The following is a 15,461-nucleotide window of genomic DNA, read 5'->3' as shown; positions in this document are numbered from 1 at the left end:
ACCTTAGGGGCATGAAGAAGATCCTCCTTTTTATAGCCTTGTTTGCGATCGCAGGGGCGATAGATGCCCAAACGACAACAACACCTCCCTTCAGAAAAGAGATCGATGCATTCAGAAGGAAAGACAGCCTTGAAAAACCTGCGCCCAACAGCATTCTTTTTACGGGTAGTTCCTCGTTTACCAAATGGACGGATGTGAAAGATTATTTTCCCGGTTACCCTATTGTAAACCGCGCATTCGGCGGCTCGCAGCTGGTGGATATGATACGGTATGTAGATGAGGCGGTGATCGCCTACCGCCCCAAACAGATCGTTATTTACTGCGGTGAAAATGATGTGGCCGCTTCCGATACCGTTACTGCGCAGCTGGTGCTCGACCGTTTCAAGACCTTATTCTCACTCATCAGGAAAAAATTACCAAACGTTCAGATCGCGTTTGTATCGCTCAAACCAAGCCCTAGCCGCTGGAAACTCGAGCCGATCTATGTAGAGGCCAACAAACGCATCAAGGATTTTATCGGGAAACAAAAGAAAGCAACGTTCATTAACATCCACGATGCGATGCTGAAACCCAATGGCGAGGTAATGACGGATATTTTCCTGGGCGATAACCTGCACATGAATGCAAACGGTTATAAGATCTGGCAGCCTATATTGAAACCTTATCTTTTGAAATAGGCAAGCGCCAGGGTTCAGAAGTCTACTTCACATCAAAATCAACCACTACTTTCTCCGTACGGGGATGCGACTGGCAGGTGAGAATAAACCCCTGTTCAATTTCTTCGGGTTCCAGCCCATAGTTTACATCCATGTCTACTTCGCCTTCCACGAGTTTGGCGCGGCAGGTGCAGCATACGCCGCCCTTGCAGGCGTAGGGGAGGTCTGCGCCGTGTTTCAGCGCCGCATCGAGAATGGCATCGCTTTCAAAACCAAGGTCGAAATCGAATGATACGCCATCGAGTTTAATGGTGATCCTGCTTTTCACTTCCGCTTTAACCGCCTGCTCTGCCTGGTTGCTTTTTTTCGGCCCGGGTGATGTGGTTGTGAACAATTCAAAATGGATCTTCTTTTGGTCAACGCCCATTTTTTCCAGCTGCTCTTTTACCGAAAAGATCATGTTCTCCGGCCCGCACAAAAAGAAGGCATCGGTGCGTGTTATGTCGAGGTTTTTGTTGCAGAGCTCGGTGCATTTATCAGCATCGATGCGGCCGAAATTGACCGCGGCATCGGTTTTTTCGCGCGAAAGGATATAGATCACCCGGAAGCGGTCCATATACAGGTTTTTCAGCGCCTCAAGTTCTTCCTTAAAAATAATGGTGTGCCTGTTCCGGTTGCCATACACAAGCGTAAATGAGCTGGATGGTTCCGTTCGCAAAGTGGTTTTTATGATGGACAGCAACGGTGTAATACCACTTCCGGCGGCAAAACCGGTGTATTGTTTTTTGTTGGATGGATCAAGCTCCGTGAAGAAATTTCCCATCGGCGGCATCACATCAAGCGCATCGCCTTTTTCCAGTTGCGTATTGGCGTAGGTTGAAAAAACACCGTGCTCTACTTTTTTAACCGCGATGCGGAGTTCGTTGTCGAGCGGACTGCTGCATACCGAATAAGAACGCCGTATTTCTTCGCCGTTGATGTGCGTGCGGAGCGTGAGGTATTGACCCTGTTTGTAAGAAAAAGTTTCTTTCAGTTCATCCGGAACCACGAAGGAAATAGATACACAGTCACTGGTTTCTCTCCTGATGTCTTTCACCGTCAATTCATGAAAGTGTATTGCCATAATAATAAACAGCTTGAGCCATGCGCCGCAGGCCGGGCATTTTTTTGATTAATGATTGGTGAGTCCGCCCACCAGTATCGTGATCATGTTCTGTTCCAGTTCTTCTGCGCTGATCTTTTGCGTTGAGCGGTGCCAGCTTTCAATACCACTGATTGCGTGTAACATGATCAGCACGGCGGTTGCCGCGTCTATCTTTTTGATCTCCTTATTGCGGATGCCATTCTCGATGATCGCGGCAAATCGCTTGCGGTAAATACGGCGCTGGTTCTGGAAATTAGACAGGTAGGGATCCGCAAGGTGTTTCCATTCGCGGTCGCTCACATACACTTCTTCGTAATGGTTGATCATTTCACTGATGTGGAAACGCAGGATCTTTTCCACTTTTTCGATGGAGCTGATCGGCTCCGCCTCTATCTCGTCTATCTTATGGGTAAAACGGTTGGCCACGCTGAAGCACAACTCGTGCAGCAGCTCTGTTTTCGATTTGATGTGGTTGTAAAGGCTCGCCGCTTCTACGCCAACGGCTTCGGCCAGGTCGCGCATACTCGCCGCCTTGAAACCTTTTTCCCTGAAGAGTATCGCCGCCTTGGTTACGATCACATCCTTACGCGAGATGTTTTTCTCTGTTTTTATTCTTGCCATGGAACGAAGATAATACAGCTAACGCATGTTAGCAAGAAATAGAAATATAATTACATGATTTGTTAGTTTTGCTTCTGCTTGTTTTTATCGCCCGGGCTATCCGGCCGGTCTGTGGGCCCGGAGCAGCCGGAAAACCGTTACAAACCCCTAATTTCGCCCCCGGATAACCAAAAAAATAATTATGTCTCTAGTTGTTGTGGGTTCTATGGCTTTCGATGCCATCGAAACACCTTTCGGAAAAACAGGTAAGATCGTTGGCGGCGCCGGCACTTACATCGCATGGTGCGCTTCCAATTTTACTCCGGTTAAACAGATCTCTGTAGTGGGTGGTGATTTCCCGCAGGCGGAACTCGACGCCCTTACCGCGCGCAATGTGGATGTTGAAGCCGTACAGATCAAGAAAGATGAAAAAACGTTTTTCTGGAGCGGCCGTTACCACATGGACATGAACACACGCGATACGCTCGAGACGCAGCTGAATGTGCTCGGCGATTTCCAGCCCGTTGTTCCCGACAGCTACCAGGATTGCGAGTTCCTGATGCTCGGCAACCTCGCGCCGTCTGTTCAGAGCAGCGTGATCGAACAACTGAAGAACCGCCCGAAGCTCATTGTAATGGATACCATGAACTTCTGGATGGAAATAGCCATGGATGATCTCAAAAAGACCATCTCCATGGTAGATGTGCTGATGGTGAACGACAGCGAAGCGCGCCAGCTGAGCGGCGACTACTCTCTCGTGAGAGCGGCGCAAACCATTATGGCGATGGGCCCGAAATACATCATCATCAAGAAAGGGGAACACGGCGCGTTGCTGTTTCATGGAAACCAGGTGTTCTTCGCACCCGCCCTTCCGCTCGAAGAGGTTTTCGACCCAACCGGCGCAGGCGATACGTTTGCCGGCGGTTTCATCGCACACCTCGCAAAAACAAAAGACATCTCCTTCGATAATATGAAAACGGCCATCATCGTGGGAAGCGCAATGGCATCGTTCTGCGTAGAAAAATTCGGAACGGAACGCATCCGTGAAATCGGTAAAGAAGACATTGACGCGAGATTGTCTGAATTTGTGCAGTTGTCCAATTTCGATATTTCATTGGTGTAATCTCCGGGATTGTTAAGCCGGCAGGAGAGAAACCTCAACAGGTAATTTATAAGCCGCTTGACCAGGCGGCTTATTTTTTTAGCGTACCTGCGTTCATAAAAAAGACCATTGCCTGTGGCAAGCGGCGGCGGAGACAGAAGCCCGTCAGGCGGCCCAGCTCAAAAATTTTTTGGCGAAACTGAAATCACTCGATACATTCGCAAAGCAAATGATGACAACCAAACATACAAAACGTATTAAGATAACCTCCCGCGGGAAGTGCTGACGTTTGTGTATGACTGAACATACTAAAGAGCCTTCCCAGATACGGAAGGCTCTTTTTTTTGAGCATAAGCAGGATGATCCGAACAACAAACCATAAACCACTAAACAAATAAACTCAAATGAAAGTAGCCGTAGTAGGTGCCACAGGACTAGTAGGCACCAAAATGTTGCAGGTATTAGCCGAGCGTAATTTCCCGGTAACGGAACTCGTTCCCGTAGCTTCTGAAAGATCAGTAGGTAAGGAAGTAGAATTCAAGGGAAAAAAGTACAAGGTGGTTGGTATGGAAGAGGGCATTGCCGCCAAACCGGCCGTGGCCATCTTTTCTGCAGGCGGAAGTACTTCAACAGAATGGGCGCCGAAGTTTGCGGATGCAGGTATTTATGTGATCGACAATTCTTCTGCCTGGAGAATGGACCCCACCAAAAAACTGGTCGTGCCCGAGGTGAACGCTTCTGTGCTTACCAAAGAAGACATGATCATTGCAAACCCCAACTGCTCCACCATCCAGATGGTCGTTGCCCTGCAGCCTTTGCACCAGCGGTACAAGATCAAACGCGTGGTGGTAAGTACGTACCAGAGCGTTACCGGAACGGGTAAGAAAGCGGTTGATCAGCTGTTCAACGAAAGAAAAGGCGCCGAAGGCGAAATGGCATACAAATACCAGATAGACCTGAACGTGATCCCGCAGATCGATGTGTTCCTTGACAACGGTTATACCAAGGAAGAAATGAAAATGGTAAAAGAAACCAATAAGATCATGGGTGATGATTCGATACGCGTAACGGCAACCACGGTGCGCATTCCCGTTGTGGGCGGCCACAGCGAAAGTGTGAACGTTGAATTTGCAAACGATTTCGACCTCGCGGAAGTAAAAGATATTTTGAGCAAGGCACCGGGCGTAATCGTACAAGACGATCCTTCTGCGCAACTCTACCCGATGCCAATGTGGGCACACGAAAAAGATGAGGTATTTGTAGGAAGGCTGCGCAGGGACGAAACCCAGCCCAATACGCTCAATATGTGGATCGTAAGCGATAACCTGCGCAAAGGCGCGGCAACCAACGCTGTACAGATCGCTGAATATTTACAGCAACAAGGCATCCTTTAACGGAGCCGTTCTTATCTGCCTGATTGTTGTAACAAGGATTCCTGTATTATTTTTTTGGGTGAGTGAGTGCTAAGTGCCGGCGCAATATGCGTCGGCACTTTTTTTGCGAAGGCGGGGCAGAATCATTATATATTTCCTTAAAATATATTGAAATTTTTTTATAACTTCAAGGACCAAGCGATCCCTATGTCAACCTTACTCCAGGAAAAAATGCCAGGAGCCCGTTGGCTCTGTGTCGTTGTTGCGGGCATGATTTTCTTTTATATGCTTCCCTGTTCCAGACCCAACAACGGGCAACAGGCAAAAGCAGAGATCAGTTTTTTTGCTCCGCAAACGGCAACCGACGATGAGCCTGTAAAGATCTCTGGCAAGAATTTCAAATCTACCACTGCCGTTCAATTTGGCGGAGCAGCTGCAAAATCTTTTAAGATTCTTTCTGATACCGTCATCTTCGCATACGTTGCCACAGGAACCTCGGGTGATGTATCTGTTGTTACGCCGAACGGCACTGCAAAATTGAGCGGCTTTACTTATTATACACCACAGTTTTACGACATGACCGGCACCACGAAATACGCAAAGGTACTTTGGCCGCAAATGGATTCTTCAACCCTGGCGGTTCAAACGGTGAACAATGATGTGAATACTGTTTTTATCCGGCAGATCAACCGCTATGATACAGCAAGCCTGCAAACGCAAACAACCGGCAGATCCAATATAACCGCCTACGTAGATTCTCCAAATTATGTCAGGCTCTTTGGCATTAATGCAGACCCCGCTTCATATGGCCCATCCTACAAGTTTGCAGGTAGCAACGGAACAATAAGCGTTTTCGCGGAACTGAAAAACGGCGTGATCAGGATACCGGTTCAAATGCCTGGATATGGCGTTCCCATTTCAGGGTCGGGCACGCTGGTGAATAACAAACTCACGCTCAATTATTACACGAATTACCGCGGACAAATTCTATGGCTGCAGTCGCGCGGCTCTGCCGCGTGACGACTATCAGCGGCTTCCAGCCTGAACGAATGTTTATCTTGTCAGTCACCTTGCATTTGTTGGTTTAATAAAGTGAACGCCACTTTAGGTTAATAGCCAGGTGGCACAACCCGTTAAATTTTAATTGCAGAAAAAAAACGATATGTTTAACTTGGCAATATGAAAACCCTACATACCGCAAAGCTTTGCGCCATCGGCCTGATTTCCGGCATTGCGTTCTATGCCTGCGAAAAATCAGGAGACAGTCCTGCTGCTCCGTTGGCCCCGACGGTTAACCTGAGTTTTACGCCTCAAACCGCCACGGCAGATGATACGGTGATGGTAAAAGGTACCGGGTTCACCGGTGCTACCGCCTGTAGTTTTGGCGGGGCCAATGCAAAATCGTTCAGCGTATTATCCGACACGGTAATCATGGCGGTGATCAATGCGAATACACCTTCCGGCCCTGTAGTGGTTAACCGGGTAGGTTCATCAGCCATGTCTGCCGCAGGGTTTACGTATTATACACCCATAGCCTCTTATCTCCTGGGTTCCGCGAAATATACTACGCTCAACAAGGTCATCGCGCTACCACGCCTTCCGTCGGATTCGGCGTTGTACAAGGAGTTCACCGCACCCGATACGGCATCGTTCGTGATCCGGGCCATCAATCCGAACAATACCGAACAGAATAAAACCGCGGTTGGCGCAAACCTGAAACCTCCCATCCGGAGCAGGTACGCCGACAGCGCAAATTATGTGATAATGACCGGCGTAATGATCGAGAACGACTTTCCCGTTACCAATTACAATGGATATGTGTACCGCTTCAGGTCAGCCAATATGCCTGCACGCTCCAGCGTGTTTGCAAAGATCACAGATACGCTGCTCACGATCCCGGCGCAATACCCTTTGGACGGCTATATAACGATCTCAGGATCGGGTGTGATCAAAAATGGCGTGGTGGTTTCGCTCGATTATTTTGTGAATGAAAACTTCGGCAATACCAAACGCGCTTCGCTCCGCAAGCCCTAGTCTTCGAGCGCGCGGTTCAGGAAACGGATCAGCGGTTGCAGTGTTTCAAAAGCTGCTGTTATCTTTTTTACGAGATCCTTGCCGGTGAGGTCTGCATCCGTAAGGCTCGTGGTAGCTACAAAACTCTTCAGCTTGATGTATTCGATGGCGGGATTGTCTTTCTCGTAGCCTTTCGGCTCGCGGCTCAGGGCCATGCCTTCCCCGCGCTCCAGCTCGCCATAAGTGGATCTGAATTTTTTGTTGCCGATGATCTTTTCAAATTCTTCCCACGAGTAATCAATTTCCTGCCTGATCTTTTTCAGCTCCGATGGTTCAACCATGTAGCGGCCGCCACCGATAAAACTTTCGCCGCCGGGTTGTATGTGTATGTAATAGCCTGCGTTTGCAGCTTTCTTGCCGCCCTTGATCAAACTTGCCGCCATATTGTTCTTGTATGGCGCCTTGTTCTTACTGAAACGCACATCGCGGTTGATGCGGTATACGCACTCCTTCGCCGTAAGCGGTGCAATGCCTTCTTCCTTCTTGCCAAATTGCCTGATCACATCGTCTACCAGCCTGGCCATATCTTCTTTTGCCGCTTCATATGCGGCGCGGTTTTTTTCAAACCACTCGCGGTTGTTGTTCTTTTTTAAATTCTTGAGAAAAGTAAGGGTTGATGATTGTAGCATGGGTTTGGTTGTTGATGTGAATCCTGAACATTTTTTATATTGACCGGTATTAAAGTTGCAGTCGCGCGGTTTCATCGCAGTCGCGCGGCTCCATCGCAGTTGCGCGGCCCCATCGCAGTCGCGCGGCTCCATCGCAGTCGCGCGGCCCCATCGCAGTCGCGCGGCCCCATCGCAGTCGCGCGGCCCCATCGCAGTCGCGCGGCCCCATCGCAGTCGCGCGGCTCTGCCGCGTGACGACTATCAACAGGCTTCCAGCCTGAAAGTATGTTTAACTGTTGATCAAATCCAAAAACTCATCTTCCGAAATAATCTTGATCGTATTGATCTTCTTCGCTTTTTCAAGTTTACTGCCCGCATCTTCGCCCACTACCAGGTAATTGAGTTTGGCGCTTACCCCGCTAACGATCACGCCCCCCTGTGCCTCTGCTTTTTCTTCGGCTTCGCTGCGTTTCAGTTTAGACAAGGTTCCGGTGAAAAGAAAGGTCTGGCCCGTTAACGCGCCCGCTGCTACGGCCGCTTTTTTCTTGTTGTTCAGGTGCAGCCCCAGTTTTTCCAGGTGCTCCAGCATATGGATGTTCTGTTCGTTCTGAAAGAACTGGTGAATGCTTTTCGCCACTTTCACACCTACATCTTCAAGCTGTGTGAGTTCTTCTTCGGTTTTGTTTTTAAAGTCAAGAATATGGTCAACCGCATTGGCCAGTGTCTTTGCCGTTGTTTCGCCCACAAAGCGGATGCCCAATGCGTAGATCAAACGGTGCAGCGGCTGTTGTTTGGATGCTTCGATGGCGGATTGCAGGTTGTCTAAACTCTTTTTACCGAAACCTTCCAGCTTGCCGATCTTTTCAAAATCGAGTTCATAAATACCTGGAATGTCTTTCAACAAACCCAGTTCATAAAACTTCCGCACATTGGCCTCGCCAAAACTTTTTATGTCCATGGCATCTTTGCTCACAAAATGGATCATCTTCTCCACTACCTGTGCCTCGCACTCTATGTTGATGCACCGCCATACGGCTTCTGCTTCTTCTTTGAATAATACGCTCCTGCATACCGGGCATTTTTTGGGGAACACGATCGCCTGTTCTTCGCCGTTGCGCAGTTCGGTGATCGATCTTACGATCTGCGGTATCACATCGCCCGCGCGCTCGATCAAAACCGTGTCGCCTACCCTGAGGTCCTTTTCCCTGATGTATTCTTCGTTGTGCATGGATATGCTCGAAACGGTAACGCCCGCGAGGTAAACAGGATCCAGTTTGGCAACGGGTGTTACTGCGCCCGTTCTTCCCACCTGGTACTCTACGCCGCGGAGTTTGGTGGTGGCCTGCCGCGCCTTGAATTTGAAAGCGATGGCCCAGCGTGGGTGGTGGGATGTCATACCCAGTTTTTCCTGCAGCGCCACATCGTTTACTTTTACAACCATGCCGTCTATCTCGTAGGGAAGATCATCGCGGCCGGCCTCGAAAGCAATACAATAATCGATCACCGGCTGGATGCCTTTTACCACTCTCTTTTCTTTTTGCGGCGAGCGGAAACCGAGGTTCCACAGCATTTCCAGCGATCCGCTGTGTGTATCCAGGTAGTTTGCATTTTTATTGGTGGCGGCCGAACCGGTTTCCGTAAAATAGCTCACGTGGTAAAGAAAGGCATCGAGGTTTCGGTTGGCAACATCTTTGGGGTCCTTCATCCGAAGGCTGCCCGATGCTGCATTGCGCGGGTTGGCCAGCGGGGCAAGGTGCTGCGCGGTGAGTTGTTCGTTGTATTGGTAGAAAGACCGTTTACTCATGATCACCTCACCCCGTATCTCTATTTGACGCACACCGTATTTTGAGAAAGCGGCTGTTAGCGGGATCGACCGGATCTGCCTGATGTTCGTGGTAACATCTTCTCCTTCCACGCCATCGCCACGCGTTGCGGCGCGAACCAGTACATCGTTCTCGTAGATCAATGAGATGCTTGCGCCGTCGAATTTTGGTTCAATGCAGTACTCGATCAGGTCAAGCCCGCTTAACTCGCGCGCCTTGCGGTCGAAATCGTTGAGGTCGTCTGCATTGTAGCTGTTGTCGAGGCTCAGCATCGGAACCAGGTGCTGAACCGTTTCAAAACCCTGGTTCAGGCTGCTGCCCACGCGTTGCGTGGGAGAATCGGGCGTGATGAGGTTTGGATCCGATGCCTCCGTGCGCTCAAGCAATTTATACAGCCGGTCGTATTCCGTATCGGTGATCAGCGGCTCATTGGCCACATAATACCTGTATTCATGAAAGCGAAGTACCTCTTTCAATGCATCGATCTCTTTGGCAGAAACCGTTTCGTTTTTTGTATGGAGGAAAGCGGCAGACGTTTTGTGTAACTGCTGGATCTGATCGTTGTTGTACATAAACCGGGATTGCGGATAAAGTTAATTCGCAATTGGTAATTATTAATTAGTAATTGCAGATTAATAATTCTTAATTATTGTTCCTGCGAGGGGGACAATTCGCAATTATTGATTACGAATTCCTAATTATTATTTATTTTGTTGTAACGAACTGCCATGACGAAGAAGAATTCCACGCCGGTAGCGCCGGCCGTACAGATGATCAGGGATCCGAAGGGATTGGTGGAAAGCTATCCGAAAGTTCCACTCACGGTGGATTGTGTGATCTTTGGTTTTGAAGAAAACAAACTCAAAGTACTCCTCATCAAAAGCGACCTGGAAGCTTTCAGCGGCAAACTTTCCCTCTTGGGCGATATTGTAAAGCACAACGAAGAACTCGATGATGCAGCGTACCGCGTGCTCAAGGAAAGAACGGGTATGAACGACGTGTTTTTAGAACAGGTGCGTGCCTTTGGTTCACCCAACAGGCATCCCGGTGGAAGGGTGATAACGGTGGCGTATTGCTCGCTGCTCAATATCCATCACCACGAACTAAAGATCCACGACAACGACCTGCACTGGCACTCGGTTGCGTCGCTGAAAGAGATGGCATTCGATCACAAAGAAATTGTGGATGTATGTTATGCCTGGCTGCAGAAGCGGATACAGGAACACCCGCTTGGCTTCAACCTGCTGCCCGATAAATTTTCCTTACGCGAACTGCAGAACCTCTACGAAGCGATCCTGAACGTAACCCTCGACCGCCGCAACTTCCGCAAAAAATTTGCGTCGATGGATCTGCTCATCGACATCGATGAAATGGAGCAGGATGTGCCGCACCGCCCGGGTAAATTGTATAAGTTCAATTTTGAGAAGTACAAAAAAAGCAAACGGAAATGGGTTGGGATCGATTTTTAAGACCGGTGCCGGCTGTGAGATGTCGGCTATATCCTGTTTGTGAGCTCCCCAAAAAATGCCGTCGCAGTGCCGGAAGCCCCGGCCATAGCTTTTTTCCCCTACATTTACCTAATAACAACATCCTATGCTACATTCAATGACAGGTTACGGAAGGGCGGAGCAGACGCTGGCAGACAAGACTTATCTTGTGGAAGTGCGTTCACTCAATGGCAAGCAGTTCGATCTCCGGTTGAACATTCCCGCGCTGCTGAAACCTTTTGAATTTGAGGTACGCAATATGCTCAACGAGGGCCTGTTGAGGGGGAGCGTGGAGTGCAACATCAACATCAAACAGAATGGTGCGAGCAAACCGGTATCGATCAATACCGATCTTGCCAAAGCCTATTTTGAACCGGTGGCGCAGCTGGCCAATGAGCTGAAACTGCAAACAGGTGACATACTCAGCACCATTTTAAAACTGCCGGATGTGATCACCCCATCTACCGAAATGCTGAACGAGGAAGAATGGAAATGTTTCGAGAAAGTACTCAAAGAGGCCATCGCACAACTCAACGAGCACCGCATGGACGAAGGCAGGTCCATAGAAACGGACCTGGTGCTGCGTGTAAACAATATCGAATCGCTCCAGGAACAGGTGGCCGCGCTGGAACCGCTTCGCCGGACAAAGATCAGGGAAGGTATTGTAAAAGTCCTGGAGGAAAACGTGGGCAAGGAAAACTACGATGCGAACCGTCTTGAACAGGAACTCATCTATTACATCGAAAAGATAGACATCAGCGAAGAGCAGGTGCGGTTAAAGAACCACTGCGATTACTTCCGCTCTATCCTTGCAGAGAAAGAGCCCAGCAAGGGCAAAAAATTATCATTCATTCTCCAGGAGTTCGGTCGCGAGATCAATACCACCGGCTCCAAGGCATACGATTCCACGATACAGAAATGCGTGATATTGATGAAAGATGAGCTGGAGAAGGCAAAGGAGCAGATCCTGAACGTACTCTAGTTTTCAGCAGCGGTGTTTTGGTTGGGAAGAAGTGCCTGGCCGGGCCCGCCTCCTGAAAAAATAAAAGTGCACGGAACGCAGCTCACGGCTCATGGCTTATCTTTGCTATATGAAAAATCTCCTGAAGCTTCTTCCCCTCACCATACTCCTCTTCGCAGGTTGCGGCACGCTGGATGTATATGAAAAGATCAGCTCTTTTCCGGGGCACGAATGGAAGAGCAACGAGAAGCCGAGTTTCACCTTCACGATCACCGATACCGTTTCGCGTTATGATATTTATGTGATCTTCAGGCATGAGGATGCTTATCATTTCAAAAACCTCTGGGTTAATATTTCAACCATCGCGCCAAAGGATACGATGAAAACACAACTTCTCAATATCCCGCTGGCAGACAACAAAAAAGGATGGCTGGGCTCGGGTATGGATGATGTGTTCGATCACCGCGCACGCATCACTTCTTCGCCCATCAGGCTCAAACAGGGCAACTACACTTTTACGCTGCAGCAGAACATGCGCGAAGAGCCTTTGCAGTATGCACTTGCGGCAGGCATCCGCGTTGAAAAATCAAAAAGATGATTCCCGTTACCCGCCGCCCGCCCAGGCTGTTCGTAGTATCCTTTGTGTATTGGGTACTGCTCACCTACATGGTGGCCGCGCTGCTCTGGTGGTTCATTGCACTGGATAAACAGAACAGGGATATCACGAATATCCGTCTCAACGAACTCAGAAAAGACGAGCCCTCCTATTTCGAAAAAAGCGTTGCCATCATGGAGGCAAAAAAAAGAAAAACGGCGCAGTACCTGGGCGAGGGCGTTACGTTTCTTGCATTGATCATGTTTGGCGCCGTATATGTGTACCGCGCCACGCGCAGGCAGTTCCGCGTATCGCAGCAGCAGCAGAATTTTATGATGGCCATCACCCACGAACTGAAAACACCCATAGCGGTTGCGCAGCTCAATCTTGAAACTTTGCAGAAAAGAAAGCTGGATGAAGACAAACAACAGAAACTCATCAGCAACACCCTCCAGGAAGCCAACAGGCTCAATGTTCTCTGCAACAACATCCTGTTTGCATCTCAGCTCGATGCGGGTGCATACTCGCCCACCAACGAAGAGGTAAATTTCTCCGATCTTGTGGAAGGATGTGTAGACGATTGCCGCAACCGTTTCCCGCATCGCGTTATTATTGAGCATATCGGCGAAAGCATCTACCTTACAGGAGAAACGCTGTTGCTGCAGATGCTGGTAAACAACCTGCTCGACAACGCCTTAAAATATTCACCCAAAGAAGCGCCCGTAACCATCACCCTTTCCGAGGCCTCGCAACGGGTAAAACTGGTGGTCAGCGATGAGGGGTTTGGTGTGCCGGACAGTGAAAAGAAGAACATATTCGAGAAATTCTATCGCAGCGGCAATGAAAACACCCGCAAGGCAAAAGGCACAGGACTGGGGCTTTACCTGTGCAAGAAGATCGTGGAAAACCACAATGGATACATTTCTGTGACAGATAATTCTCCATCAGGCAGTAGTTTTGCAGCATCATTCCCGGTAGCATGAAAGAAACAAAGGCAACGATATTGGTGGTGGAAGATGAAGAGAACCTTCACGAGGCGCTAAAGCTGAACCTTGAAATAGAGGGATACGAAGTTGTGTCCGCTTTTTCGGGCAACGAGGCTTTGCAGAAGATAGGCAACGAGTATTTCGACCTGATCATCATGGACATCATGCTGCCCGAAGTAGACGGCATCAGCATCACCGAAACCATCCGCGTGAACAACAATGAGGTTCCGGTGCTGATGTTGAGCGCACGAAACAGCAGTGCCGACAGGGTACTCGGTTTGAAAAAAGGCGCGGACGATTATCTTACCAAACCGTTCAATCTTGAAGAATTGTTGCTGCGTGTGGACAAGCTGATCGAAAAAAGCAAAAAAATGCAGGTGAAAGAGAGCATCGGCGACACGTACGAATTTGGCCAGAACCAGGTCGATTTCAAGGCGCAGGATGCGATCACCTGGAACGGGCAGCGCATTGAATTGAGCAAGAAGGAAACCATGCTGCTCAAGCTCCTCATCGAGAACAAAGGCGAAGTGGTAACGCGCGAAAAAATACTACAGTTGGTATGGGGCTATAACGTTTACCCAACCACACGCACCATCGATAATTTCATCCTCAGCTTCCGCAAGTACTTTGAAGAAGACAGCCGCCATCCGAAATACTTCCATTCGGTCAGGGGAGTAGGGTATAGGTATGTTGATTAGCCACTAGCTGAAAAACAATCCGGCAATGTAATAAAATGGCAGACGCAACAGGGTATTGGTTTGTAAAAAGCACCTGTAATTTTCCACGGTAAACCGGTAGATCCTGAATACAATAACATTGCACAATATCGGGCAACTATTTTCGTTTTGAAATGCATGTCTCTACAAACATTGATCGACTTTCTTGAACCCGTGAATATTGCGCAGTTGTCTGACGACGAAGGGTTCAAAGACACACAGCTTGGCAAGCACATTGCCGTATACGATGAATCCTTTCCTGACATTGCCGATGCCGATATGGTACTGGTAGGTTGCGGCGAAATGCGCGGCGCCGGAATGCAGTACACAAACACCGGCTCGCCCGATGCGATACGCAGGGAATATTACCGCCTCTTTCACTGGCACACCGAAGTAAAAGTGGCCGACCTGGGAAATGTAAAATGCGGCGCCAGCCTGCAAGACAGCTATGCGGCGCTCCGCACCGTTGTTCGCGAACTGGTTGAGCAGGGTAAGAAAGTGGTCATCATCGGTGGCTCGCACGACAATACCTTTGCGCAATACCAGGCGTATGGCTCGATGAACAAAATCGTGGATGCGGTTTGTATAGATGCGCGCATAGACCTGGATATGGAAAGTGTTTTGCCGGCCGACCAGTTTTTGGTAGAGATGTTCACGGGCGTGCCCAATCATCTAAAACATTATACACACATCGGTTTCCAGAGTTATTTTATGCATCCTGAAATGCTGGAGACGATCGATAAGCTTGGCTTCGATTGTTTCCGTGTTGGTAAAGTGAAAGAGGCTATCGAAGAAATGGAACCACCCATCCGCAACAGCGAAATGGTTAGCTTTGATATCGCAGCGATACAGTATGCGCATGCGCCCGCCAATCACCTCACCCCAAACGGGTTTAACGGCGAAGAAGCCTGTACGCTGATGCAATATGCGGGCATGAGCCGCGAATGCTCGAGCATTGGCATCTATGGCTATATTCCTGAACAGGACCAGCACACCCTTACCGCGAAACAGATCTCGCATATGCTTTGGTATGTGATGGACGGCATCAACAAGGGCAAACACGAGGCCGCGCTCGATAACCGGGGTTCTTTCGACGAGTTCACCATGGCCTTTGCCGAGGTGGAAACCACCTTCCTGCGCAGCAAACGCACCGGCCGCTGGTGGATGCAGCTCCATGATGGCAAATATGTTGCCTGCAGCTACAACGATTACCTCGTGGCCAGCAGAAACGATATTCCGGAGAGATGGCTAAGAGCAGTGGAGAGAAGTTAGCCGCTGTTTTTACCGCGCGAAAAGACTTTTAGATTTTAAAATTAAAAAGGGTAGAATGTTGATTG

At 49.1% G+C, this 15,461-nt stretch carries 15 protein-coding genes; 11 read left to right on the top strand and 4 right to left on the bottom strand.

From position 1 onward, the window contains the following. Nucleotides 1-11: 11 nt before the first annotated feature. Nucleotides 12-677, top strand: coding sequence for a GDSL-type esterase/lipase family protein (locus GWC95_RS17610; protein WP_161820022.1), 666 nt, complete (start codon nt 12-14; stop codon nt 675-677). 22 nt (nt 678-699) lie between these two features. Here the strand turns inward: GWC95_RS17610 and paaE are convergent, their stop codons facing one another. Further along, nucleotides 700-1,779 carry a 1,2-phenylacetyl-CoA epoxidase subunit PaaE gene (gene paaE, locus GWC95_RS17605; protein WP_161820021.1) on the bottom strand — a complete coding sequence of 360 codons (1,080 nt, stop codon included), beginning with the start codon at nt 1,777-1,779 and terminating at the stop codon, nt 700-702. A 48-nt stretch (nt 1,780-1,827) separates the two neighbouring features. Next, entirely contained in the window at nt 1,828-2,421 is a 594-nt protein-coding gene (locus GWC95_RS17600) for a TetR/AcrR family transcriptional regulator (RefSeq protein ID WP_161820020.1), read from the bottom strand. Nucleotides 2,422-2,602: 181 nt separating this feature from the next. Here GWC95_RS17600 and GWC95_RS17595 point away from each other — a divergent pair, with 181 nt between their 5' ends. The 4 genes from GWC95_RS17595 (at nt 2,603) to GWC95_RS17580 (ending at nt 6,909) form a co-directional block, all read left to right on the top strand. Continuing rightward, on the top strand, nt 2,603-3,523 hold the full coding sequence (locus GWC95_RS17595; protein ID WP_161820019.1) for a PfkB family carbohydrate kinase: 921 nt from the start codon (nt 2,603-2,605) through the stop codon (nt 3,521-3,523). A gap of 383 nt (nt 3,524-3,906) precedes the next feature. Further along, nucleotides 3,907-4,896 carry an aspartate-semialdehyde dehydrogenase gene (locus tag GWC95_RS17590; protein ID WP_161820018.1) on the top strand — a complete coding sequence of 330 codons (990 nt, stop codon included), beginning with the start codon at nt 3,907-3,909 and terminating at the stop codon, nt 4,894-4,896. Nucleotides 4,897-5,082: 186 nt separating this feature from the next. Next, a complete protein-coding gene (locus GWC95_RS17585) occupies nt 5,083-5,895 on the top strand; it encodes an IPT/TIG domain-containing protein (RefSeq protein ID WP_237722197.1) in 813 nt (270 codons plus the stop codon). A 159-nt stretch (nt 5,896-6,054) separates the two neighbouring features. Beyond that, nucleotides 6,055-6,909, top strand: coding sequence for an IPT/TIG domain-containing protein (locus GWC95_RS17580; RefSeq protein ID WP_161820016.1), 855 nt, complete (start codon nt 6,055-6,057; stop codon nt 6,907-6,909). On the opposite strand, the gene GWC95_RS17575 is transcribed toward GWC95_RS17580, so the two are convergent. Beyond that, nucleotides 6,906-7,577, bottom strand: coding sequence for a DUF2461 domain-containing protein (locus GWC95_RS17575; protein WP_161820015.1), 672 nt, complete (start codon nt 7,575-7,577; stop codon nt 6,906-6,908). The genes GWC95_RS17580 and GWC95_RS17575 overlap by 4 nt on opposite strands. Before the next feature lie 268 nt (nt 7,578-7,845). After that, complete coding sequence (ligA, locus tag GWC95_RS17570) at nt 7,846-9,951, bottom strand: NAD-dependent DNA ligase LigA (protein WP_161820014.1); 2,106 nt, start codon at nt 9,949-9,951, stop codon at nt 7,846-7,848. Nucleotides 9,952-10,107: 156 nt separating this feature from the next. On the opposite strand from ligA, the gene GWC95_RS17565 reads away from it, so the two are divergent. The 6 genes from GWC95_RS17565 (at nt 10,108) to GWC95_RS17540 (ending at nt 15,396) form a co-directional block, all read left to right on the top strand. Next, a complete protein-coding gene (locus GWC95_RS17565) occupies nt 10,108-10,848 on the top strand; it encodes an NUDIX hydrolase (protein WP_237722196.1) in 741 nt (246 codons plus the stop codon). A 124-nt stretch (nt 10,849-10,972) separates the two neighbouring features. Next, complete coding sequence (locus GWC95_RS17560; RefSeq protein WP_161820013.1) at nt 10,973-11,848, top strand: YicC/YloC family endoribonuclease; 876 nt, start codon at nt 10,973-10,975, stop codon at nt 11,846-11,848. A 109-nt stretch (nt 11,849-11,957) separates the two neighbouring features. After that, complete coding sequence (locus tag GWC95_RS17555; RefSeq protein WP_161820012.1) at nt 11,958-12,425, top strand: gliding motility lipoprotein GldH; 468 nt, start codon at nt 11,958-11,960, stop codon at nt 12,423-12,425. Next, nucleotides 12,422-13,405 carry a sensor histidine kinase gene (locus tag GWC95_RS17550; RefSeq protein ID WP_161820011.1) on the top strand — a complete coding sequence of 328 codons (984 nt, stop codon included), beginning with the start codon at nt 12,422-12,424 and terminating at the stop codon, nt 13,403-13,405. The genes GWC95_RS17555 and GWC95_RS17550 overlap by 4 nt, the downstream gene beginning before the upstream one ends. Next, complete coding sequence (locus GWC95_RS17545; RefSeq protein ID WP_161820010.1) at nt 13,402-14,106, top strand: response regulator transcription factor; 705 nt, start codon at nt 13,402-13,404, stop codon at nt 14,104-14,106. Before GWC95_RS17550 ends, GWC95_RS17545 begins: the two co-directional genes overlap by 4 nt. Nucleotides 14,107-14,262: 156 nt before the next feature. Further along, a complete protein-coding gene (locus GWC95_RS17540; protein ID WP_161820009.1) occupies nt 14,263-15,396 on the top strand; it encodes a formimidoylglutamase in 1,134 nt (377 codons plus the stop codon). The last annotated feature ends 65 nt before the right edge of the window (nt 15,397-15,461 follow it).

The sequence above is a fragment of the Sediminibacterium roseum genome (assembly GCF_009939005.1).
In the GTDB taxonomy this organism is placed as follows: domain Bacteria; phylum Bacteroidota; class Bacteroidia; order Chitinophagales; family Chitinophagaceae; genus Sediminibacterium; species Sediminibacterium roseum.
Note: the sequence above shows the minus strand (reverse complement) of the source record. Positions and strands in the feature narration are given on the sequence as shown.

What these genes read in the sequence shown, in the direction of transcription:
- GWC95_RS17610 (WP_161820022.1), top strand. Translation starts at nt 12, where the DNA reads ATGAAGAAGATCCTCCTTTTTATAGCCTTGTTTGCGATCGCAGGGGCG.
- paaE (WP_161820021.1), bottom strand. Translation starts at nt 1,779, where the DNA reads ATGGCAATACACTTTCATGAATTGACGGTGAAAGACATCAGGAGAGAA.
- GWC95_RS17600 (WP_161820020.1), bottom strand. Translation starts at nt 2,421, where the DNA reads ATGGCAAGAATAAAAACAGAGAAAAACATCTCGCGTAAGGATGTGATC.
- GWC95_RS17595 (WP_161820019.1), top strand. Translation starts at nt 2,603, where the DNA reads ATGTCTCTAGTTGTTGTGGGTTCTATGGCTTTCGATGCCATCGAAACA.
- GWC95_RS17590 (WP_161820018.1), top strand. Translation starts at nt 3,907, where the DNA reads ATGAAAGTAGCCGTAGTAGGTGCCACAGGACTAGTAGGCACCAAAATG.
- GWC95_RS17585 (WP_237722197.1), top strand. Translation starts at nt 5,083, where the DNA reads ATGTCAACCTTACTCCAGGAAAAAATGCCAGGAGCCCGTTGGCTCTGT.
- GWC95_RS17580 (WP_161820016.1), top strand. Translation starts at nt 6,055, where the DNA reads ATGAAAACCCTACATACCGCAAAGCTTTGCGCCATCGGCCTGATTTCC.
- GWC95_RS17575 (WP_161820015.1), bottom strand. Translation starts at nt 7,577, where the DNA reads ATGCTACAATCATCAACCCTTACTTTTCTCAAGAATTTAAAAAAGAAC.
- ligA (WP_161820014.1), bottom strand. Translation starts at nt 9,951, where the DNA reads ATGTACAACAACGATCAGATCCAGCAGTTACACAAAACGTCTGCCGCT.
- GWC95_RS17565 (WP_237722196.1), top strand. Translation starts at nt 10,108, where the DNA reads ATGACGAAGAAGAATTCCACGCCGGTAGCGCCGGCCGTACAGATGATC.
- GWC95_RS17560 (WP_161820013.1), top strand. Translation starts at nt 10,973, where the DNA reads ATGCTACATTCAATGACAGGTTACGGAAGGGCGGAGCAGACGCTGGCA.
- GWC95_RS17555 (WP_161820012.1), top strand. Translation starts at nt 11,958, where the DNA reads ATGAAAAATCTCCTGAAGCTTCTTCCCCTCACCATACTCCTCTTCGCA.
- GWC95_RS17550 (WP_161820011.1), top strand. Translation starts at nt 12,422, where the DNA reads ATGATTCCCGTTACCCGCCGCCCGCCCAGGCTGTTCGTAGTATCCTTT.
- GWC95_RS17545 (WP_161820010.1), top strand. Translation starts at nt 13,402, where the DNA reads ATGAAAGAAACAAAGGCAACGATATTGGTGGTGGAAGATGAAGAGAAC.
- GWC95_RS17540 (WP_161820009.1), top strand. Translation starts at nt 14,263, where the DNA reads ATGTCTCTACAAACATTGATCGACTTTCTTGAACCCGTGAATATTGCG.